The following is a 22666-nucleotide window of genomic DNA, read 5'->3' as shown; positions in this document are numbered from 1 at the left end:
ACTATGGATAACCTAAATTACGGAATAATTGGTAACTGTAGAAGTGCCGCGTTGATTTCCGATACCGGCTCCCTGGATTGGTGTTGCCTACCCCAATTTGATTCCACTTCAGTTTTTGCCAAACTCTTGGATAATAAGAATGGTGGGAGTTTTGAAATCAAGACCAAATACAATTACGAAATACATCAAGAGTACTATAGAAATACCGCTATTTTGGTCACGCGTTATTCCGATGGGGAAAATACTTTTGAGGTTCATGATTTTATGCCGAGGTACCATAAACTGACAGGAAAATACAATGCTCCACCAGAAATTGTTCGGTATATCAAACACGTTTCTGGATCGCCAAGGTTTAGTGTTAACTACGACCCCCGATTGGAATATGCGCAGGGGAATACCACCAACCATGTAAAGGCCAATTTCATTGTGAGCCTAACCAACAAGCAAAAATTTGATACTCTTTTTCTTTATACCTCATTCAACAAGAACAGGGTAATAGACGGAGAGGAAATTGTGCTTAAGGAAGATGGATATTTCCTCATTTGCTATAATGAAAAAATCCTGAAACCAACTACGGAAAAAATGTCTCTGGAACTGGAACGCACCAAAATTTATTGGTTGGATTGGGTGGATAGAACGCCAACTTACAAGCAGTTCAACAATGAAATTATGCGTAGTGCCATTACCTTAAAAATGCTGACCTATGATAAAACCGGGGCCGTATTGGCCGCTGCCACTACTTCTTTGCCCGAAACCATTGGGGAGGTAAGAAATTGGGATTATAGGTTTTGTTGGATCAGGGATGCTTCCATGGTGATCAAAGTGGTTTCTGAACTTGGACATAAGAATTCGGCCAAAAGATATTTGCAGTTCATTATTGATTTGATGCCGGACAAGGATGAAAAACTCCAGATCATGTACGGTATTAACAAGGAGAAGACCCTAACTGAAAAAACACTGGACCATCTGGATGGATATAAAGGTTCCAAGCCGGTACGCATCGGAAATGCAGCATACAAGCAAAAGCAGAATGACATTTATGGCATTTTGATGGATGTGATCTATGAGCAGTTGGTCAAGTTTAGCAACGATATGGAGAACGGGGAGGAGCTTTGGAGCATCACCAAGGGAATTGTTTGGATTGTTAGTAAACACTGGCGAGAACCCGATAAGGGAATCTGGGAGTTCCGTGGGGAGGATAGGCATTTTACCTTTTCCAAGGTGTTGTGCTGGGTGGCCCTGGATAGGGCGATCAAGGTGGCACGAATTTTTGGAAAATCCAGAAAAATTGAAAAGTGGACCACTCTTGAACAAGAAATCAAGGAGGATATACACGAACATGCTTGGAATCCTGATAGAAATGCCTTTGTGCAATCCTATGGTTCCAGTGATTTGGATGCCTCTGTGCTGCTCATGGAATCCTATGGATTCATTCATGCCAAAGACCCAAAATTTGTGAGCACTGTTCGGGCCATTGAAGAGGATTTAAGTAATGACGGCTTGTTGTACCGCTATAAAAATGAAGATGATTTCGGATTGCCGTCCTCATCCTTTACCATTTGTACTTTCTGGTTTATCAATAGTCTGTTCAAAATAGGGGAGGAGGAAAAAGCCTTGGCCCATTTTGAGCGCTTGTTGAGTTACAGCAATCACCTCGGTTTGTTTAGTGAGGACATTGACTTCAAGACCAAACGTTTATTGGGGAACTTCCCACAAGCTTATTCCCATTTGGCCTTAATTGAATGCGCCATCAATTTCTCTAGAAAAAAGAGCGAGGAGAAAATTCTGGAATCCATTAGCTAAGCTGTTTCGCCAACAGTTTTTCAGCTACGGATTTAATCTTTTCCAACATTTGGGAGAGGTGTTCCGTTGTGGTGAACGGATTCATCAAGGTTGTTCTTAAATAATGGATGCCGCGCAATTTTGTTTGTACCAAGTAGAATTCCCCGTCTTCCAGTAATACCTGGCGTATAGATTGATTTAAAGTGTTTAATTCTTCCGGATTCAACGCATCGTCTAGATATCGAAAACAAAGGATGTTGGATTGGGGTTCAAAAGCGAGTTCAAAGTGATCATCTTTCTTTAGCAACTGTTCAAAATCCATGGCCAAATCATAAAGTGTGGTCACATTTTGATCAAAAGCTTCCTCTCCATACATTTTGAGCATTAAAAACCAATGCAAGCTCATCATGGACTTGGTGCATTCAAAAGTTCTTTTGCCACCGTTATACCAGTCTTCTTCGTCCGTATGGGTTAGCAAATAATCAGCTTTTTGGGTAAAGGTGGTGTGTGAATGCTTTCCTTCCTTGAAAATCAAGGCAGTGGTAATGGTGGGCATCATCATCATTTTATGTCCGTCAATAACCACAGAATCCGAAAGTTGGATTCCGGACAGCAGGTGTTTGTATTTCTTGGAGAATATGGCAGCCCCACCGTGGGCACCGTCCACATGAAACCATAGGTTGTGTTTTTCTGCAAATTGTCCAATGGCTTCCAAATCGTCATAAATTCCAGTTGCTGTGGACGGAGCACTTCCCACTATGGCAAACACCTCAACACCATTTTTCTTTGCTTCTTGGTAGTACGGTTCCAATTTTTCCACGTCAATGGTGTAGGTATCGGTTACAGGAACCTTGATAATACCGGCTTCGCCCAGCCCCATGATTTTGACTGCCCTGTCCACGCAGTAATGCGCTTCCTCACTGACCATGATACCCAATTTATGGGTGTGTCCATTGTTCCAAACATCAGTGTCAACCATGGCCTTTCTTGCTGATAATAGAGCTGTTAAATTAGCCAGGGTACCACCAGATGTTAGGATGCCACGCGAGTTTGTGTCATAGCCGATTCGTTCGCCCAACAAATCGCACACCATACGTTCCATGGCCGTGGGGGCCATCCCCATCTCGTACACCGCCATTCCATTGTTCAATATGGAACCGATCATTCCTGTAAGCGCACCGATGGGCGCTGGTGCAGCTACTTGATGCCCCACATATTTGGGGTTGTGCGTGTGGGTGGTGCGCTGCAGGATCTGGGGAAAGAAATCGGAAAGGTTTCCTTGTTCCAAAAAATCCTTCCATAACCCTAGCTCGTCTTCTGGATTTTTCCAATGAATAGTCTTCGGGGAGGAACCTGATAAAGTCCGCTCCAGGTGATTGGCCAAAAGATCAATAAGGGTATGTCCTTGATTTCTAAAACTTTCAGAATTGTAGACGGTATTCAGCAATTTTTCATCCATGGAATAAAGGTATACGGATTGCCAAAAGTGTCAAAATAAACCATAAAAAAACCGCCCCTTTCGAGGCGGTTCCAAATTGAGCTTTGTTTCAGCATCATTTGAATTAGTCAAAGGTATACCCATTATCCGCTGCAACCTTGTCCGCAACTAGGGTGCGGAGTGCCACGACATTGGGTTGATTTGTATATTTCGTAAAACGTTTGAGGCCCATGAGCATCATACGTTGTTCGTCGCCCTCAGCAAAAGAAACTATCGCTTCCTTTCCTTTTTTATTGATAATATCCACGGCGCGGTACAAATATAACTTGCTCATTGCAATTTGCGCCGCTTGGGAATCTTCTCCAAATCTTTTGGCGTTTTTCTCCGTGCGTAAGATAGTGGATTCTGCCAAATAAATCTGAATCAAAATATCCGCAGCCGACATCAATAACATCTGATGTTCCTCCAACGCTGGCCCATACTTTTGGACTGCGCTTCCGGCTATCATCAAAAAGACCTTTTTCAAGCGAGTCACCAAGTCTTTTTCTTCAGAAAAGAGTTCGGAGAAATCAGGAGTATCGAAAGATGGAATGCCCATCAACTCCTCACCAACAGCGGTGGCCGGCCCCAATAAATCCACATGACCTTTCATGGCTTTTTTAACCAACATGCCCACGGCCAACATTCTGTTGATCTCGTTGGTACCTTCATATATCCTGGAAATTCTGGCATCCCTCCAGGCAGATTCCATAGGAGTATCTGCGCTAAAGCCCATTCCGCCAAATATTTGAATACCTTCATCGGTAGTGTGCTGCACATGTTCCGAAACCGCCACTTTTAGGATGGAGCACTCAATGGCATATTCCTCTACCCCTTTCAGCTCGGCTTCTTGGTGTGAGTTTCCTTCGGTTTCCCTAATGGCAATTCTATCCTCAATATTTTTGGCAGCTCGGTAACAAGCTGATTCATCTGCATAGACATTGGTGGCCATATCCGCCACCTTGGCCTTGATTGCCCCGAAGTTCATAATAGGGGTTTTAAACTGGACACGTTCATTCGCATATTTTGTGGCCTCGTTCAATACCCTACGTTGTGCCTCCAAACATGCGGCAGCCAACTTGATTCGGCCTACATTTAAGGCGTTCATGGCAATTTTGAACCCATTTCCTCTTTCGGAAAGCATGTTTTCAACCGGAACCTTGGTTTCGTTGAAAAACACCTGCCGGGTAGAGGAGGAGTGAATTCCTAATTTCTTTTCCTCATCTCCCAGGGTGATTCCATTTTCTGGGTCGTTTTCGACAATGAATCCGGTGATGTTTTTATCGTCCTCAATTCTGGCGAACACAATGAACACGTTACAGAATCCCGCATTGGAAATCCACATTTTTTGTCCTGTAATGCTATAGAATTTCCCGTCTTCGGACAAAACTGCTTTGGTCTTACCCGAATTGGCATCCGAACCCGCCCCAGGTTCTGTTAGACAGTAAGCACCAAACCATTCACCTGTCGCTAACTTGGGTACATACTTTTGCTTTTGTTCCTCAGTTCCATACAAGGTGATGGGCATGGTGCCAATACCTGTATGTGCACCAAATGCTGTACTAAAGGAACCCGTTGCTCCAGAAATATAATCGCATACCAACATGGTAGAGACAAATCCCATTCCCATACCGCCGTAAGCTTCTGGAACAGCGATGCTCAACAGGCCCAATTCCCCAGCTTTCCGCATGGTTTCTTCGGTATAGGCATAGTCTTTCTGCTCAAAACGTTCCCAGTGGCCCCAGAGTTCACGATCCACGAACTCTTTCGTGCTTTCCCGCATCATTTTTTGCTCTTCGTTGAGGTCCTCAAGGGTAAATATGTCTTCGCATTTGGTTTCTTTGACCAAGAATTGCCCACCTCGGAGGATGTCTTTGTTTATTGTTTCCATTTTGATTATGATTATAGAAGATAGAAAATAGATGAAAGACTTATTTCAATCCGTTTTGAAATCCCATGGTCATTTTTTGCCATTCTTCAATTTTATCTTCAAGGATATTTAAATTTTTAGGGTTGATATAATTTCTGTGTTTTGCAATTAAAAGTTGTGTTCCGAGTTCAAAGGAAGATCCCAAAGCGACATCTATAAAGTATTTAAAAGATTTATCTGTTCTGGAGGACCCTTCGGCTATGTTGCTTGGCATTGAGATTGAGCACCTGCTAATTTGAGAACTTAGATCGTATCGTTCATGGTTGGGGAAATTGACGAGCAAATCCGAAATTTCATTGGCTATTTCCAATCCAAGCAGCCAAATCCTCAACTTTTTATAATTATGTCTTTTCATTGAAACGTCTCTTTTCTCTAATCTCTTTTCTTACGTTCTTAGGATAAAAACTCATATATCCCCGCCGCTCCTTGTCCGGTACCAACGCACATGGTCACCATGCCGTATTTTCCTTTCATGCCGCGTTTTCGCATTTCATCAAAAAGTTGAACCGATAACTTGGCCCCTGTACAGCCCAAGGGATGCCCCAAGGCGATTGCGCCGCCATTTACGTTCACAATTTCTTGATTTAGACCCAATTCGCGAATTACAGCAAGCGATTGGGATGCAAAGGCCTCATTCAACTCAATCAATTCCACATCATCCTGTTTTAAGCCGGCTTGTTTTAACGCTTTTGGAATAGCCTTTACCGGACCAATTCCCATAATTCGGGGCTCTACTCCTGCTGCCGCGTAGTTGACCAAACGGGCAACGGGCTCCAGATTCAGTTCTTTTACCATTTCCTCACTCATCACCATCACAAAGGCTGCTCCATCACTCATTTGGGATGAATTTCCTGCCGTAACACTTCCTCCGGCAGCAAAAACAGGTCGTAACTTATTAAGCGTGGGAATGTTGGTTCCTTTTCGCGGCCCTTCATCCTTACTTACCGTATAGGACTTGGTTTCCTTTTTTCCTGCTTCATTGACAAAGGTGTGTTCTACCTCTATGGGAACAATTTGATCCTGAAAACGATTTTCCTCTTGGGCTTTAAGCGCTTTCATGTGGGAGCTATACGCAAATACGTCTTGGTCTTCCCTGGATATGTTGAATTGCTTGGCCACTGCTTCGGCAGTCAATCCCATGCCCCAATAATAGTCTTCATGTCCTTCTTTGGCCGTGGCATAATCCGGAGTGGGTTTGTATCCACCCATGGGAATGTAGCTCATGCTTTCAGAACCCCCGGCAATAATACAATCTGCCATTCCAGACTGGATTTTGGCGGTGGCAATCCCTATGGTTTCCAAACCGGATGCACAATATCTGTTGACCGTAACCCCGGGTACATCATCAATGTTCAATCCCATCAAGGAAATCAAACGGGCCATGTTCAATCCTTGTTCCGCTTCTGGCATAGCGTTTCCGACAATGACGTCATCAATACGTTTTTTGTCCAGATTGGGCAGCTCTTTCATCATGTGTTCAATGGTTTCCGCTGCCAGTTCATCAGGTCTTTTAAACCTAAACAAACCTCTGGGAGCCTTTCCCACTGCTGTTCTGTATGCTTTAACTATGTATGCTGTTTTCATTTTTTATAGATATAAGATGCAAGAGCCAAGAATCAAGACCAATTGTCTTGGCTCTTTTTTCTAGATTCTAGTTTCTCAAAGGTTTCCCTGTTTTCAACATATGCTGAATACGTTCCAAAGTCTTTCTTTCGGTACAGAGGGATAGGAATGCTTCCCGCTCCAAGTCCAAAAGATATTGTTCGGTGACATAACTGGCCTCGGACAAATCCCCTCCGGCCATTACATAGGCCAATTTATCTGCAATTTTCTTGTCATGTTCAGAGATATAATGCCCGGCTTCCATGGAATCCGTTCCCACCAAGAACATACCCAGAGCCTGTTTTCCAAGTACCTTAACATCCTTGCGTTTTACGGGTTGAGTATATCCTGCTTCCGCCATTAGCTTGGCATAGGCCTTGGCTGTAGCTATTTGTCGGTCTTTATTGACAACCACTACATCTTTTCCTTTTTGCATGATTCCCAAATCGTAAGCCTCATAGGCCGAAGTGGATACTTTGGCCATTCCAATGGTGAGGAAATACTCTTGTAGCACGTTCAATTCCACATCGTTTTTACGGAAAGTGTCCGAAGCACGCAAGGCCATTTCCTTGGAACCACCTCCACCGGGGATGACCCCAACGCCAAACTCCACCAATCCAATGTAGGTCTCCGCTGCGGCTACAATCTTATCCGCGTGCAAGGAAAGCTCACATCCGCCACCCAAGCACATGCCGTGAGGGGCTGAAATAGTCGGAATTGAGGAATATCGCATCCGCATCATGGTATCCTGGAAATATTTAATGGCCATATTGAGTTCATCATACTCTTGCTCCACGGCCATCATAAAGATCATTCCAATATTGGCCCCAACCGAGAAATTGGCTGCTTGGTTTCCTACCACCAATCCTTGGAAATCCTTTTCGGCCAAATCAACCGCTTTGTTGAGTCCGGCCAAAACATCCCCGCCAATGGTATTCATCTTGGATTGGAATTCGATATTCAAGATGCCATCTCCCAAATCTTCGATGACCACCCCACTGTTCTTGAATACCTCATTGGATTTCCGGATGTTATCCAGAATTATAAAAGCATCCTGACCGGGTACTTTGGCCATTGATTTTTTAGGAATATTATAAAAATAGGTAGCACCGTCTTTTACAGCATAAAACGAGGTAACACCAGCTTCTTTCATTTCAGAAACCCAGGCTGCAGCCTCCAATCCTTCTGCTTTAATGAATTCCAGTCCTTTTTCCAACCCTACCGCATCCCAAATCTGGAAAGGCCCGTGTTCCCATCCAAATCCAGCCTTCATGGCATCGTCTATTTTATAAAGCTCATCCGAAATTTCTGGAATTCGATGCGAAACATAGGCGAACAAGGCTCCAAAACTCTTTCTGTAAAATTCCCCAGCTTTGTCCTTCCCAGAAGTAAGTACCGAAAAACGGTCTACCACCTTATCAATGGTCTTTGTCAATTCCAGGGTAGCGAACTTGGCACTTTTCTTAGCCCGATAGTCCATGGAGTCCAAATCCAAAGTGAGGATTTCACTTTTCCCCTTATCGTCCTTTACTTTTTTATAGAAGCCTTGTCCCGTTTTGCTCCCCAACCATTTGTTTTCCACCATGGTGTTGATGAAGTCAGGAAGTTGAAATAACTCGAGACGTTCATCCTCTTTGCAATTTTCATGGATGCCATTGGCCACATGTACCAAGGTGTCCAAACCAACCACATCCACCGTTCGGAAAGTTGCGGATTTAGGTCGGCCAATGACAGGTCCTGTAAGTTTATCCACTTCTTCCACGGTCATTCCTAAATCTTTAACCGCATGGAAGAGACTTTGAATGCTGAAAATTCCAATGCGATTCCCAATAAAAGCAGGAGTGTCCTTGGCTACCACTGAGGTTTTCCCGAGGAATTGCTCCCCATATCCGTTAAGGAAATCCAGCACTTCCATAGAGGTTTTTGGTCCAGGAATAATCTCAAACAGTTTAAGGTACCTGGCCGGATTGAAAAAATGGGTTCCGCAAAAATGTTTTTGGAAGTCGTCACTCCTTCCTTCACTCATAAACTTGATGGGAATACCCGAGGTATTGGATGTGATCAACGTGCCGGGCGTTCTATACTTTTCCAGGTTTTCAAACACCTGTTTTTTAATATCGAGGCGCTCCACCACTACTTCAATGATCCAATCCACGTCTGCAACCTTGGCAACATCGTCTTCCAAATTACCAGTAGCGATTCTATTGGCAAATTTTTGATGGTAAATGGGAGAGGGTTTTGATTTTAGGGCTGCGGCCAGGGAATCGTTCACCAGTCTGTTGCGCACCACCTTGTCCTCCAAGCTGAGACCCTTGGCTTTTTCCTTCTCGGTAAGTTCTCGGGGAACAATATCCAATAATAATACTTGGACCCCGATATTGGCAAAGTGACAGGCTATGCCACTGCCCATGATGCCAGAACCGATTACGGCAACTTTATTGATATGCCTTTTCATGTAAGCGTTGGAATTAATTTGTTGATTTTATATATATTTTTTTATCTACGATAAGCTTGTTGATCACTGCCGCGGTCTTAAAAAAGCTAGCCAAGTCGGCTTCGGAAACATGTTCTTTGACCACCTCGTTGAACCGAAGCACCACATCCTTGGAGTCCTTGCGTTTGTCCAGCCCCAAAGCGGTAAGGTGGATCAAAACGCCCCGCCCGTCCTTGGGGTTAGGTTTCCGTTGAATGTAACCCCGTTCCTCTATGTTTTTCAGAATTCTGGATAGGCTAGTGGCCTCCATACCCATTTTGGGCCCCAATGCGGTACTTGGGGTACCTTTTTTGGGGTCTATGCTCAGTAGGGTAAAACCTATGGCCATGGTAAGCCCGTAGTTCTTGGCCTCTTCATTGTACATCTTGCTAACTGCTTGCCAAGTGGCCCTTAAAGCATAATCAATGGTCAAATCTTTCATGGAACAGGATTGGTGTGACCAAATATACAAAAATTTATTATGCATGCATAATAAATACAATTTAGTTTGGGAGTAATTTCAAATAGGAAAGCCCATCCGTCAATTGAAAAAGGGCATCCATCAATTTGGGGGAAGTTTTTTCATTAGGAGCGAGTAAACTAGCCCCAAAATTTTAGATGATGAAAAACATATGGAATTCCATTTTAGTATTGGCCGCAACCGGTGTTTTGGTGTTGGCCTGTAGCAAGAACAAAGATGACGACACACCACCAGGGGAAGCCAATACCCTGGAAATTACCAGTTTTGCTCCCTTGACACAAGAAGTGGGCAAAACGGTGACCATTACGGGTAAAAACTTTGCCACAACTACCAGTGGGAACGTGGTGCAATTTAATGGGGTAAATGCTTCCTTAAACAGCGCCACCGCTACCCAATTGGTAGCTGTTGTGCCCAATGGAGATGTTGATGGGAAGATTAAAGTGACTGTTGGTACAGAAACGGCCACAAGTATTAAGGATTTTACTTTGGCAATTCCCGAACCCCAGGGGCCAAGTGTTTACGTGGCTGGTCGTGGATATGATAACAGCAAAGCTATTGCAATGTTTTGGAAAGATGGCCAGGTTACGTTTTTAACCGATGGTGAAAACGAAGCAGGTGCCCGTTCTATTGCCGTGAGGGAGGATGGTGTTGTTTATAATGCTGGATTTGAAAGTTTAAACAATACAAATCAGGCAAAAGTTTGGATTGATGATGATGAAATCTTATTGACTGATGGGCAAAATGAAGCCATTGCAAATTCCATTTTTCTTGCGGGAACGGATTATTATGTTACCGGATTTGAAGAGGAAGATGGCCGTTTCATAGCTAAGGTTTGGAAAAATGGTAAGGAATATGATTCATATACTTTTGATGAAACAAGCGATACATTTGGAGAGTCAATTTACGTTAGTGGAACTGATTTGTATGTAGCCGGATATCAGGTTGTAGATGGGTATGAATATGCAAGAGTGTGGAAAAACGGTGAACCTATATACCTAGAGCATATAAATAGTAACGATGCACGAGCACTTTCGGTTTATGTTGAAGGTGATGACGTTTATGTGGCTGGTCACGAATTTAATCTTGATCCGTATAATTACATCGCCAGAGCATGGGAAAATGGGGAGGTCATCCTATCCACTGATGCAGAGTACCATGCATATGCACACTCTATTATGACAGCTGATTCCGACACATACATTGCCGGAGATGAGAATAATCAGGCAGTTTTATGGGTTAACGCTGAACCAAAGATTCTTTCAGGAGGTGAAAAGGCATTCTCAGTTTACGTTTATGACAATGATGTATTTGTTGCTGGATATGGTGATTATGGCGAAGAAACGGCTGGATTTGTATGGAAGAATGATGAAGAGCCAATCGAACTACTTGGTGGGGATGGTTCAACGTATGCAAATGCTGTATATGTAAAGTAGTCACTTTTTGATTCAATGAATAGAGTAAACATTTCTTTGCGAGAGTACTCCCAATATCAATATCATAATGTCAATTTTTGAGGTAAAGAGTATTTATTCGCACACGTCCCGTGGACTTAACAATAATGAGACTGATTATTTGCTTTATGGAAAAAACAAGGAGATTTTGTTAAAGTCCATCAAGGAGTTGGAAGGTTTAGTAGATATAAATTTTGCCAAGAGGGGGTAAGTTAGAGTGATTTTAAGTTTTGTCTAGAATAACACACCCCTAGCCCCTCTCAAGGGGGGGAATCTTTTGGAGCCCTTTTAGAAAACTCCCTTCTAGAGAAGGGAAAATTTCAACTTGTTGAAATTAGGGAAGTGTTCGAAATCGGGGATGTGTCATTGTGAAAAGTATTTATTTCCGTACGTTTTGTAGATTGGATAATAAAGAGACTGAATATCTGCTTAGGGGTAAAAACAGGGAGATTTTGTTGAAGTCCATCAAGGAGTTGGAGCAAGGCAACTGCGTTCAGAACAAGTTGGAAGGTTTAGTAGATATAAATTTTGCCAAGTGAAGGTAAGTTAGAGTGATTTTAAGCTTTGTCCAGATAACACACCCCTAGCCCCTCTCAAGAGGGGAAATCTTTTGGAGCCCTTTTAGAAAACTCCCTTCTTGAGAAGGGAAAATTTCAACTTGTTGAAATTAGGGAAGTGTTCGAAATCGGGGATGTGTCATTATGAAAAGTAAAAACCCTCCGCAAAGCGGAGGGTTTCTTTTTTTGGTTGGTTCTAATACCCGTAAATACTATTATACAGGTCTAGATATTTTTCCTTGACAATTTTCCGCCGCAGTTTCATGGTTGGGGTCAGGTGGCCATCATCCACACTCCATACATCTGGGGTGAGCCTAAACTGTTTTACTTTCTCCCATTTGGCAAAGTCCTCATTGGCCAAGTCCACTTCTTCCTGGAAACGCGCAATGACCTTGTCATTTATGGTTATATCTGAGTTGGCACCCACCGTAATCTCATGGCGTTTGGCCCATTTGTGCAAAAACTCAAAATTGGGTTGAATCAGGGCAGCGGGCATTTTCTCGCCTTCGCCCACAACCATGATCTGTTCTATAAACCGGGATTGCTTAAAACGGTTCTCCAACAATTGCGGAGCCACATACTTTCCGCCAGAAGTCTTGAACATCTCCTTTTTACGGTCGGTGATGCGCAGGAAACCATCAGCATCCACCTCTCCAATATCACCGGTATGGAAGTAGCCATCTTTTAAAACCTCCGCAGTTTTTTCAGGGTCTTTGTAATACCCTTGCATCACTTGTGGCCCTTTGATGCAGATTTCGCCGTCATCGGCAATTTTTACTTCCGTTCTTGCAATAGGTCTACCTACCGTTCCAATTTTAAAACCGCTTTCCCGCATATCGTTTACAGAAACCACGGGAGAAGTCTCGGTAAGGCCATATCCTTCCATTACGCCCATTTCGGCAGCGTTGAAAATTCGCGCCAGACGGGGTTGTAAGGCAGCACTACCTGAGGCTATCAATTTTAGGTTGCCACCAAGCCCTTCTTTCCATTTGCTAAAAATTAGTTTACGGGCCAAGGCCAATTTCTTTTCGTACCACCAACCGTTTTGTCCATACGGTTCGTATTTGAGTCCCACTTCAACGGCCCAGAAGAAAAGCTTTCTTTTTATACCAGTAAGTGCCGCTCCTTTGGCTATGATCTTGTCGTATACCTTTTCCAACAGACGGGGTACGGCCGTCATTACATGTGGTTCCGTTTCCTTGAGGTTGTCACTTATGGTTTCCAAGGATTCGGCATAATGTATGGCTACACCTCTGTATTGGTACAAATAAATAAGCATTCGCTCATAGACATGGCACAGGGGCAAAAAGCTTAGGGAGCGGGTTTCGCCGTCCACAATGGGAAAACGTTTGGAACTTTCAATGGCGTTGCTTACCAGATTATCATGGGACAACATCACACCTTTGGGCCTTCCCGTGGTACCTGAGGTATAAATCAAGGTGGCCAGGTCATTGGGTGCTACCTGCGCTTTCAACTTTTCCACTTCATCCTGATTGGATGTGTCCGCACCCAGATCCAAAACTTCTTTCCAGTTTTTGCAATTGCCCAATTCGTCAAAGGAGTACACGTCCTTCAGGTTTTTGATTTTGGAAGATACCTCAAGCACCTTTTCCAGAACTTCGTTACAGGAAACAAAGCAGTATTTTGCCTCGGAGTGGTTCAGTACATATTCGTAATCCGCCGCTGAGATGGTGGGGTAGATAGGTACATTTTGCGCACCGATTTGCAATACCCCTATATCCATAATGTTCCATTCCGTTCTGTTGGTCATGGAAATCACGGCAATTTTGTCGTTTGGTTGAACCCCTAATCTCAATAAAGCTCGGCTAACGGCATTGGCCTGATCAATATAGGCCTGGGTAGAAGTAGGCACCCACTTTCCGTTGTATTTGGTAACCAGCGAATTTTCAAGGGGGAATTTTTCCAATTGGTAATATGGAAAATCAAATAATCTGGTAACTGTTTGCATAGTAAGTTTCTGTAAAGTAATTGCAAAATAGGGAAAGGATATGGTATTTTAAAATGGATTTTTGGATAATTGGACTGTTGGATTGTTGAATTGATAATTTTTGGACTTATCCATTAAGTCCTTAAGTACTTGAAGAATTGAAAGTTGTCTTCATCAGTTTTGATTCAGCCCAAATGTAATTTGAGGCCTTCATGGGAAGCTTTAAACCCCAGGACTTGGTAAAATTCCAAAGCATCTGGGCGTTTTTTATCCGTGGTGAGTTGTACTACATGAGCTCCTTTTTCCCTAGCGTGCTCAATGGCCCATTGGAACAATTTTTTGCCGATTCCCTTGCCGCGATACTCCTGATGTACGCGAACTGCCTCTATTTGGGCCCGAATCCCACCTTGATAGGTCAAATATTGAATAAAACTGAGCTGCATGGTGCCAATGGTATTGCCGGAATCGTCCTCGATTATCATCAACTCTTGGTTTGGGTCTTTATTGATATTCTCAAACGCTTTTAGATACTTTTCAGGAAGGGGTTTCCGAAAATCCTCCCGTAGCTTGCCCAATTTGTCATTGGCCAGCATTTCAACTATGACAGGAACGTCCTTAAGGGTAGCTTGGCGTATGATATTGGACACAATGGAGTTGTTTTTAACGGTTAGACACTAATTTAACGAATTACTTTTTGAGAGGTAAATAGCTGTATTGTTTGACACGAACCATACTGCCATGCCGAATCAGGTTATTCCAAGTGTCTTGTGTCTTGTGTCTATTGTCTTGTATCTTACGTCTAAAGTCTAGAGTCTATGAAGTTCCACCCATTCCCTAGCATTGATAAATGCTTGTAGCCAAGGCGAGACCTCATCATTCCTATCCTTCGGATAGTGCGCCCAGTTCCATGGAAAAGTGGAACGCTCAATATGTGGCATGGTCACCAAGTGTCTACCTGTTTTGTCGCATAGCATGGCGGTATTGAAGTCACTCCCATTAGGGTTGGCGGGATAGCCTTCATAACCATATTTGGCCACAATATCATATTGGTCTTCAGAATGTGGGAGGCTGAACTTTCCTTCGCCATGGGAAATCCATACTCCTAATGTTGATCCCGCCAGAGAGCCCAACATCACTGAGTTGTTGTCTTGAATCTTGACCGAGGTAAAATTACTTTCGTGCTTGCCCGAATCATTGTAGGTCAATCGCCCGTGCGTTTCGTGATCCGGATTGATCAAATCCAACTCCATGAACAATTGACAACCATTGCAAATCCCAATGGATAAGGTATCAGGTCTAGCAAAGAAATTGTTGATGACCTTATTGGCCTTCTCATTGTATTTGATGGCACCAGCCCATCCCTTGGCACTACCGAGTACGTCAGAATTGGAAAAACCACCTACGGCACCTAAAAACTGAATGTCTTCCAGAGTTTCTCTGCCGGAAATCAGGTCGGTCATATGCACATCTTTTACATCAAATCCGGCCAGGTACATAGCATTGGCCATTTCGCGTTCGGAGTTGCTTCCTTTTTCGCGGAGGATGGCCGCCTTTGGCTTCTCAATACTTCCCGATTTCATTGGGGCACTCGAAGCGGCGCCTTCCGGAAACTTGTAAACCAACGGCTGGTTTTTGTAGTTTTCATAGCGGTCTTTGGCCAGATTGTTTGCCGTTTGCTTGTCGTCCAGAAGATATGAAGTTTTGAACCAAGTGTCTCTTAGCGATGGAATATTCAAGCCTATTTCTATGCCGTGGTTTTTGATGGTCAGTTCCTCTTTTGAAGCAACCGAACCAATTTTGATTGCCTCAATCCCCGAATCCCTTAGCACTTCTTCCACCGAACTGTCGGCAGCTTGGAAAACAATTCCCGCATTTTCGGCGAAAAGTAATTTGATGGTATCTTCCTCACCAATTTCGGTAAGATCCAGTTGCGCTCCAAGAGCCAAATCAGCAAAACACATTTCCAAAAGCGTAGTGATCAATCCGCCAGAGGCCACATCATGACCCGCAAGAATTTTATCCTCTTTTATCAATGACTGTAGGGTGTTGAAAACCAACTTCACATAGGCTGCATCTTTTACTGAAGGAGCTTCGTCACCTATTTTATTCAGGATTTGTGCGAATGAGGAACCTCCTAGCTTGTGTCCATCTTTGGATAAGTTGATGTAATAGATATCCCCGCCATCTTTTTGCAGGACAGGTTCAACAATTTTGTTGATGTCGTTACAATTTGCGGCCGCAGAAATGATTACTGTGCCGGGTGAAATCACATCCCCATCCTTATATTTTTGCTTCATGGAAAGGGAATCTTTTCCTGTAGGAACGTTGATTCCCAGCGCAATGGAAAAATCGGAAACAGCTTTAACAGCCTCGTATAAACGAGCGTCTTCGCCTTCATTTTTACAGGGCCACATCCAATTGGCGGATAAGGAAACCGATTTAAGTCCATCCTTCAACGGTGCCCATATGATATTAGTCAAAGCTTCCGTGATACTATTATGGCTACCGGCAACGGGGTCTACCAAGCCCGAAATTGGCGAGTGTCCAATACTGGTGGCAATTCCTTCCTTGCTTTTGAAATCCAATGCCATCACCCCGCAATTATTCAATGGCAATTGTAATGGACCTGTACATTGTTGTTTGGCCACCCGACCTCCAACACAGCGATCCACTTTGTTGGTCAGCCAGTCTTTGCAGGCCACGGCCTCCAACTGAAGCAATTGTTCCAGATAATCGTGAAAATGTTCCAGGGAGTACTTGAGCTTGGGATATTCCCGAGACACCGTGCTGTCCTCCATGATGGTTTTTGGGGAACTTCCAAACATGTCGGAAAGCTCCAAATCCATGGGTTTATCCCCGGATTTATCCGAAACAAATGTAAATCGATGATCTCCTGTAACCTCGCCCACATTGTACATGGGGGAGCGCTCACGAGCCGCGATACGATCTAATAAATCCAAGTCTTTTTTACCAATGACCAATCCCATTCTTTCCTGGGATTCGTTACCGATAAGTTCTTTGGCCGATAGGGTAGGGTCCCCCACAGGAAGTTTATCGGTATTGATGGTACCTCCGGTTTCCTCAACCAATTCGGACAAACAGTTGAGATGTCCACCAGCACCATGATCATGTATGGAAACAATAGGGTTATCATGACTCTCCACCATTCCTCGAATGGCATTGGAGGCTCTTTTTTGCATTTCGGGATTGGAGCGTTGTACCGCATTCAGTTCAATGGCAGAACTAAATTCCCCAGTATCTGCACTGGATACTGCGGCACCTCCCATCCCTATACGATAATTATCTCCTCCCAGAATGACAATTCTGTCTTCCTTCTGGGGTTGATCCTTAAGGGCTTGCTCTTTTTTTCCATATCCAATTCCCCCGGCCAGCATAATAACCTTATCAAAGCCTAATTTTCGAGCTTCCTCTTGATGTTCGAAGGTAAGTACGGAACCTGCAATTAGGGGTTGTCCAAATTTGTTCCCAAAATCGGAGGCACCGTTGGAAGCCTTGATCAAAATATCCATGGGAGTCTGGTACAACCAGTCGCGTTCCACCATGCCCTTTTCCCATGGACGGCCCTGAGCGGAGTCGAATGGGTCTTCCAATCGGGAGTAAGCGGTCATGTACACTGCTGTTCCTGCCAAAGGAAGCGAGCCTTTTCCGCCTGCCAAACGGTCTCTGATTTCTCCTCCTGAACCTGTGGCTGCCCCGTTAAAAGGTTCTACCGTGGTTGGAAAATTATGGGTTTCGGCTTTCAACGATAAAACCGAATCGAACTCCGTTTCTTCATAATAGTCAGGCTTGTCGGCTGTTTTGGGAGCAAATTGCACCGCTTTGGGCCCATCGATAAAAGCTACATTGTCCTTGTAGGCTGAAACAATTCCATTCGGATTTTCCTCCGAAGTCTTTTTGATCATTTTGAACAAGGACGATGGCTTTTCTTCCCCATCTATAATAAATGTCCCGTTGAAAATTTTATGTCGGCAATGTTCAGAATTTACTTGACTGAAGCCAAATACCTCCGAATCCGTCAGCTTTCTGCCAATACGTTCCGCCAGTTCCTCCAAATAAGAGACTTCGTCATCACTCAATGCCAAACCTTCCTGCTGGTTATAGCTGGCAATATCATCAATTTCCAAAATGGGCTCGGGAACAATATCAATAGTAAAAACATCTTGGTTTAATCCCTGATACTTTTGAAAAAGCATGGGGTCATAGTCCTGATGCCCCTCTTCGGTTGCGTGAAATTCCTCAATTCTTTGAATTCCCTCTATGCCCATATTCTGGGTTATCTCTGTGGCATTGGTGCTCCAAGGGGTTATCATGGCCGCCCGAGGCCCAATAAAAAAGGCGTCAAGAGACGCCAGAGGTTTTTTTGTTGCTGCCGAAACTAGTTCGGGACAGGCGAACAACCATGTAAGTTTTTGAATGTCTTTTGGTGCAATTTCTTGAGTGGTCTGGACGGCAAAAACCTTAGTTGCCTTGTCCCCAAAGAAATGAATCATATCAGCCTAATTGTTGAACAGATTAAGAAAGTGCAAATTTACGCTTTTCTATACGATTCCATGCCAAGCTCAACAACAGTTTTCAACCTTGGATTGTTAATAGTTTTTGGAAAACCGGTTGCTATACAAACATCCCTCCAGAGGCTTCAATGCGCTGACCGTTGATCCATTTGGCCTCATCTGTACATAAAAAAGCGACCAAACCACCAATATCATGGCTTTCACCTACTCGCCCTAAGGGAGTTAGGTTGGCTATATGCTCAACCATTTGAGGCATTTCCTCAAAACGTTCCTTGTTGAAATCGGTGTTGATTGCCCCAGGAGCAACCGTGTTTGCTTTAATTTTCCTTGATCCCAACTCTTTGGCCAGATATCTGGTAAAGACTTCCACAGCCCCTTTCATTGCCGCATAGGCCGAATATCCGGGAAAAGAAAAACGAGCAAGCCCGCTTGATATATTGACAATTCCACCCCCATCCTTTAGAATGGGTAAAAGGGTCTGGGTTAAAAAATAGACCCCCTTAAAGTGGACATTAAACAACTGATCGAAATTTTTCTCAGTGGTTTCGGTAATAGATGCGTTATACCCGAATCCGGCATTATTGATTAGAAAATCAATACCGTCCGAGTTGAACTCCTTTTTAAGGGTTTGGGCCAACTGGACCTTGAAGGATTCAAAAGAAAGACTGGTGGTGTCCAGCTGCAAGGCAACACCTTGTCTGCCCATGACCTCTATCTCCCCAATGGTGGTTTCGGCAGCTGCTTTGTTTGAATGGTATGTGATGACCACATTCAAGCCTTTTTTTGCAAGTTCAATGGCCATGTCCTTACCCAGCCCTCGACTTCCGCCTGTAATCAATGCAATTTTTGTACTCATGTTTTTTGTTTTTAGTTATGAATACTGCAAAGTTCAGCGGGGATGACTTGATTATCTTGTGAGGGTCAATCCAATAATTGCAAAAATCAAACAATTTCGATTTTTCGAAACTTTAAGGGGGAGAGGTCGGTGTGTTTTTTGAAGAAGTTGGAAAAATGGGCAGTTTCCTCAAATCCGAGCGCATATGCAATCTCGGCTATATTCCAATTGCTGTGTCTTACGAGTATCTTGGCTTCTTTGATAACCCGTTCCGCAATTAAGTGGGAGGTGCTTTTCTGCTCAACCTCCTGTAATGCCCTGTTTAAGTGGTTTGTATGGATGCTGAGTTGATTGGCAAAATCAGATGGAAAACGAAGCTTCATGCGCTGCCCCGTGCTCTCTATGGGGAACTGTCTTTCCAATAATTCGGTAAAAAGGGAGGTGATTCTTTCCGAGGCGTTGGAATGGATATTGGCAATGGTATGGGCGGGCTGCAGTTTCATAGCCTCATGAATGAGTTCAAAAACTAGGTTTCTCAAGATATCATATTTGAAGGCGTAATCTGAATTCAGCTCTTCGAACATGCGTTGAAACAAGGGCGTAAACCTATCCATATCCTGATGGGTCAACTGCACCACGGGAATCCCTCCGGGCTGAAAAACTGGGTAATTCAAGAGTGCGCCAAATTGATGAAAAAAAGTTTCGGTGAATACACAAAAATACCCTGTAAGTTGCTCATCTATTTGTTCCCAGTTGTACGGTATTTGTGGGTTGGAGAATACCAGCACATGTTCATCGACCGGCACAACCTTATCAGCGTAGTGCACCTTACTTCTGCCGGATACCAGACTTATTTTGAAGTAATCCCTACGGTTAAAGGGCATAGGTTTGGGCTTGGGCCCCGCAAATTCATCCAACTTAAATACATTGAAATGCCCTATCCCTGTTTTGAGATCTTCTGGAATGCGGTTTTGACTGAAACTATAAAACTCCTCGATGGAAACACGTTTTGCCATGCTTCAAAGTTACATAAATCAAATAAATGGGATTCTTGGAATTTGAAGTCTTGGGTCTCTGGTCTCTAGTCTTCGGTCTTTGGTCTTTGGTCTCTGGTCATGGGTCTTGGGTTAACGGGCAGCGCGTTGAAGCTTGAACTTAAGTTTGATTTTTGAAGTATGGAACTTGGTATTTGGTGCTTGGTATCTGTGTTTGGGATTTCAAGTTTGGAATTTGAAAATCGAATAGCTTTTTTTCATTGTTCACTGCTCATTGTTTCCTGAGCAACGCCATATAGAAACCATCATACCCATGTTCTGATGCAAATAAATTTTGCTCCTTGACCAAGGTAAATTCTTGCCCAGGTTCAGAATCCAAGAATTTTTGTACCTGCTCCGTGTTTTCTTGTGGAAGAATAGAACAGGTGGCATATACCATTTGCCCACCTTTTTTGAGCATTTTGCTGTAGTTCTGAAGTATATCCTGCTGAACCCCCATGATACGGTCAATAAATTCAGGTTCCAACTTCCATTTGGAGTCTGGATTACGACGAATTACGCCCAAGCCTGAGCAAGGAGCATCCAGTAGAAGTCGGTCTGCACTATTGTGCAGTTTTTTGATGACCTTGGTGGAATCAATAACCCTTGTTTCCACATTGTGGACCCCATTGCGACGCGCCCGAATCTTCAGTTTTTTGAGTTTACTCTCATAAATGTCGAGGGCAATCAGCTGTCCTTTGTTTTCCATTTGTGCGGCCAAATGCAAAGTCTTCCCGCCAGCACCGGCACAGGCATCCACCACTCGTTGTCCAGGTTTTACCTCCAAAAAAGGAGCTACCAGTTGAGAAGAGGCATCCTGCACTTCAAACAAGCCATCCTTAAAGGATTCCGTGGTGAAAACATTTTTTCTTTCCTTGAGTTTTAAGGCATCGGGATAGCCCTTGATAGGTTCAGTTTCAATTTCATGTTGTTCCAAGGCAATTTGAAGCTGTTCCTTTTTTATTTTCAAGGTATTGGTTCTAAGAATGACCTCGGCCTGCTTGTTCAAGGCAGTGATTTCCTTTGTCCAAAGTTCATTTCCCAATGACTTTTCACCAAGTTCATCCATCCAATCTGGTACGGATTCTTTTATTTTTCTGATTTTGGACAGCTCATCAAACCTACCCTTGATCCGACGCTCGGGAGTACCTTCCAATTGCTTCCAATCCGGGATTCGGATGCCACGCAGCACACACCATACGGCAAACAATCGGAACAAATGTTCCCTAGAGTAAGGTTCGTGCACCTCCGATATTTCAGTATAAAGGCGTTTCCAACGTACAATATCGTAAGTGGTTTCAGCAATAAAGCCGCGATCCCGTGAACCCCATCGCTTATCATACCGCAGTACTTTCTCAATTACCTTATCGGCATATTCATTTTCGTTGAAGATCATGTTCAACGCATCAATTACGGCAAAGACCAAGTTTCGGTGTAATCGCATCCCAAAAATTAAGAAATGCAAAGGTATGGTTTCTAATAAGATTCCAATTACATTTGAACAAACACATCTGCATGAAATACTTCCCATTGCTTGCCTTATTGATTTTGATCGTTGCCTGTTCCGAAAAGGAAAAACCAAAGCATTTTTCCACGGTTCAGATAAAGACGGTTTTTGAAGACTCGGTAAGCATACGTGCTCTTGCGTTTTTGGATAGCAAAACATTGGCATTTGCGGGGAGTGGAGGCGTATATGGAACCGTGGATGTTGTCAACCACAAGGTGCGTTCCAATAGACAAACCCATGACAGCCTTTATCCTGGATTTAGGGCGGTGGGAAAGACGTCTTCGGACTTTTTCATGCTTTCGGCTGGAAATCCGGCATTACTCTACAAAACTGGAGATGCTGGAACCATGGAATTGGTGTATAAGGAAGAAGGTGAAGGTGTTTTTTATGATTCCCTGAAATTTTGGAACGATAGGGAAGGAATGGCCGTTGGCGATAGCATGCACGGATGCCTGTCTATCATCATTACCCGGGATGGGGGTAATACCTGGACTAAATTGCCTTGTTCACAGTTGCCAGAAGCCGAAGAAGGGGAAGCGGCTTTTGCAGCCAGCAACACCAATATTGCTATTGTGGGCAACAATGCTTGGATTGCGACAACGGCTGGCGCCATATATAAGTCCAAGGACAAGGGTGAAACTTGGTCAAAAACGGTAACGCCCATTGTTAAAGAGAAACCTACCGAAGGTATTTATTCCATTGATTTTTATGATGAAAACATCGGGTTTGCCATTGGAGGGGATTATACCCAGCCCCAATCCAACAAAGCCAATAAGGTGGTTACCCAAGATGGGGGTGTAACTTGGCAATTGATTGCCGATGGGGAGGAACCCAACTATAAAAGTTGTGTGCAGTATGTACCCCATTCCGATGGGGAGGGATTGGTAGCCGTAGGATTTACCGGGATTTCCTATTCCCAAGATTCAGGACAGCATTGGAAACAGCTCAGTGATGAAGGCTTTTACTCCCTTCGTTTTTTGAACGATACGGTTGCCTATGCCTCTGGAAAAAACAGGATTGCCAAATTGGTATTTCAATAAAAAAGCGACGAGAATAT

General features: G+C 43.7%; 15 protein-coding genes. 3 read left to right on the top strand and 12 right to left on the bottom strand.

Features of this window, described 5'->3' with window-relative positions:
* The first annotated feature begins 3 nt into the window (after positions 1–3).
* Positions 4–1803, top strand: coding sequence for a glycoside hydrolase family 15 protein (locus ACO6S0_RS10595; RefSeq protein WP_422348353.1), 1800 nt, complete (start codon positions 4–6; stop codon positions 1801–1803).
* Here ACO6S0_RS10595 and ACO6S0_RS10590 read toward each other — a convergent pair.
* The 6 genes from ACO6S0_RS10590 to ACO6S0_RS10565 all read right to left on the bottom strand — a co-directional run bounded on the left by ACO6S0_RS10590 (position 1796) and on the right by ACO6S0_RS10565 (position 9706).
* Positions 1796–3241 carry a pyridoxal phosphate-dependent decarboxylase family protein gene (locus tag ACO6S0_RS10590; RefSeq protein WP_422348352.1) on the bottom strand — a complete coding sequence of 482 codons (1446 nt, stop codon included), beginning with the start codon at positions 3239–3241 and terminating at the stop codon, positions 1796–1798. The two genes, ACO6S0_RS10595 and ACO6S0_RS10590, sit on opposite strands and share 8 nt — an antisense overlap.
* A 103-nt stretch (positions 3242–3344) precedes the next feature.
* Positions 3345–5150, bottom strand: coding sequence for an acyl-CoA dehydrogenase family protein (locus ACO6S0_RS10585; protein WP_422348351.1), 1806 nt, complete (start codon positions 5148–5150; stop codon positions 3345–3347).
* A 40-nt stretch (positions 5151–5190) separates the two neighbouring features.
* Entirely contained in the window at positions 5191–5544 is a 354-nt protein-coding gene (locus tag ACO6S0_RS10580) for a four helix bundle protein (protein WP_422348350.1), read from the bottom strand.
* Positions 5545–5582: 38 nt separating this feature from the next.
* Positions 5583–6773 (bottom strand): acetyl-CoA C-acyltransferase, encoded by a 1191-nt coding sequence (locus tag ACO6S0_RS10575; protein ID WP_422348349.1) that lies wholly within the window; start codon positions 6771–6773, stop codon positions 5583–5585.
* A gap of 67 nt (positions 6774–6840) precedes the next feature.
* Positions 6841–9246, bottom strand: coding sequence for a 3-hydroxyacyl-CoA dehydrogenase/enoyl-CoA hydratase family protein (locus ACO6S0_RS10570; RefSeq protein ID WP_422348348.1), 2406 nt, complete (start codon positions 9244–9246; stop codon positions 6841–6843).
* Positions 9247–9259: 13 nt separating this feature from the next.
* Complete coding sequence (locus ACO6S0_RS10565) at positions 9260–9706, bottom strand: MarR family winged helix-turn-helix transcriptional regulator (RefSeq protein WP_422348347.1); 447 nt, start codon at positions 9704–9706, stop codon at positions 9260–9262.
* Positions 9707–9882: 176 nt separating this feature from the next.
* Here ACO6S0_RS10565 and ACO6S0_RS10560 point away from each other — a divergent pair, with 176 nt between their 5' ends.
* Positions 9883–11178, top strand: coding sequence for an IPT/TIG domain-containing protein (locus ACO6S0_RS10560; RefSeq protein ID WP_422348346.1), 1296 nt, complete (start codon positions 9883–9885; stop codon positions 11176–11178).
* A gap of 771 nt (positions 11179–11949) precedes the next feature.
* Here ACO6S0_RS10560 and ACO6S0_RS10555 read toward each other — a convergent pair.
* The 6 genes from ACO6S0_RS10555 to ACO6S0_RS10530 form a co-directional block, all read right to left on the bottom strand.
* On the bottom strand, positions 11950–13722 hold the full coding sequence (locus ACO6S0_RS10555) for an AMP-dependent synthetase/ligase (RefSeq protein WP_422348345.1): 1773 nt from the start codon (positions 13720–13722) through the stop codon (positions 11950–11952).
* Positions 13723–13886: 164 nt separating this feature from the next.
* Entirely contained in the window at positions 13887–14348 is a 462-nt protein-coding gene (locus ACO6S0_RS10550; RefSeq protein ID WP_422348344.1) for a GNAT family N-acetyltransferase, read from the bottom strand.
* A 159-nt stretch (positions 14349–14507) separates the two neighbouring features.
* Complete coding sequence (purL, locus tag ACO6S0_RS10545; RefSeq protein WP_422348343.1) at positions 14508–18212, bottom strand: phosphoribosylformylglycinamidine synthase; 3705 nt, start codon at positions 18210–18212, stop codon at positions 14508–14510.
* Positions 18213–18333: 121 nt separating this feature from the next.
* Positions 18334–19089 (bottom strand): SDR family NAD(P)-dependent oxidoreductase, encoded by a 756-nt coding sequence (locus ACO6S0_RS10540; RefSeq protein WP_422348342.1) that lies wholly within the window; start codon positions 19087–19089, stop codon positions 18334–18336.
* A gap of 86 nt (positions 19090–19175) precedes the next feature.
* Positions 19176–20084 (bottom strand): helix-turn-helix domain-containing protein, encoded by a 909-nt coding sequence (locus tag ACO6S0_RS10535; RefSeq protein ID WP_422348341.1) that lies wholly within the window; start codon positions 20082–20084, stop codon positions 19176–19178.
* A 250-nt stretch (positions 20085–20334) separates the two neighbouring features.
* Complete coding sequence (locus ACO6S0_RS10530) at positions 20335–21546, bottom strand: RsmB/NOP family class I SAM-dependent RNA methyltransferase (protein WP_422348340.1); 1212 nt, start codon at positions 21544–21546, stop codon at positions 20335–20337.
* A 71-nt stretch (positions 21547–21617) separates the two neighbouring features.
* Between ACO6S0_RS10530 and ACO6S0_RS10525 the strand changes: the two genes are divergently transcribed.
* Complete coding sequence (locus tag ACO6S0_RS10525) at positions 21618–22649, top strand: YCF48-related protein (RefSeq protein ID WP_422348339.1); 1032 nt, start codon at positions 21618–21620, stop codon at positions 22647–22649.
* Positions 22650–22666 lie beyond the last annotated feature (17 nt).

The sequence above is a fragment of the Flagellimonas sp. genome, from assembly GCF_965233845.1.
In the GTDB taxonomy this organism is placed as follows: Bacteria; Bacteroidota; Bacteroidia; order Flavobacteriales; family Flavobacteriaceae; genus Flagellimonas.
This window is presented reverse-complemented; position numbering and strand designations above follow the sequence as displayed.

Coding starts and splice junctions, on each gene's coding strand:
- ACO6S0_RS10595 (WP_422348353.1), top strand. CDS start 4: ATGGATAACCTAAATTACGGAATAATTGGTAACTGTAGAAGTGCCGCG.
- ACO6S0_RS10590 (WP_422348352.1), bottom strand. CDS start 3,241: ATGGATGAAAAATTGCTGAATACCGTCTACAATTCTGAAAGTTTTAGA.
- ACO6S0_RS10585 (WP_422348351.1), bottom strand. CDS start 5,150: ATGGAAACAATAAACAAAGACATCCTCCGAGGTGGGCAATTCTTGGTC.
- ACO6S0_RS10580 (WP_422348350.1), bottom strand. CDS start 5,544: ATGAAAAGACATAATTATAAAAAGTTGAGGATTTGGCTGCTTGGATTG.
- ACO6S0_RS10575 (WP_422348349.1), bottom strand. CDS start 6,773: ATGAAAACAGCATACATAGTTAAAGCATACAGAACAGCAGTGGGAAAG.
- ACO6S0_RS10570 (WP_422348348.1), bottom strand. CDS start 9,246: ATGAAAAGGCATATCAATAAAGTTGCCGTAATCGGTTCTGGCATCATG.
- ACO6S0_RS10565 (WP_422348347.1), bottom strand. CDS start 9,706: ATGAAAGATTTGACCATTGATTATGCTTTAAGGGCCACTTGGCAAGCA.
- ACO6S0_RS10560 (WP_422348346.1), top strand. CDS start 9,883: ATGATGAAAAACATATGGAATTCCATTTTAGTATTGGCCGCAACCGGT.
- ACO6S0_RS10555 (WP_422348345.1), bottom strand. CDS start 13,722: ATGCAAACAGTTACCAGATTATTTGATTTTCCATATTACCAATTGGAA.
- purL (WP_422348343.1), bottom strand. CDS start 18,212: ATGATTCATTTCTTTGGGGACAAGGCAACTAAGGTTTTTGCCGTCCAG.
- ACO6S0_RS10540 (WP_422348342.1), bottom strand. CDS start 19,089: ATGAGTACAAAAATTGCATTGATTACAGGCGGAAGTCGAGGGCTGGGT.
- ACO6S0_RS10535 (WP_422348341.1), bottom strand. CDS start 20,084: ATGGCAAAACGTGTTTCCATCGAGGAGTTTTATAGTTTCAGTCAAAAC.
- ACO6S0_RS10530 (WP_422348340.1), bottom strand. CDS start 21,546: ATGCGATTACACCGAAACTTGGTCTTTGCCGTAATTGATGCGTTGAAC.
- ACO6S0_RS10525 (WP_422348339.1), top strand. CDS start 21,618: ATGAAATACTTCCCATTGCTTGCCTTATTGATTTTGATCGTTGCCTGT.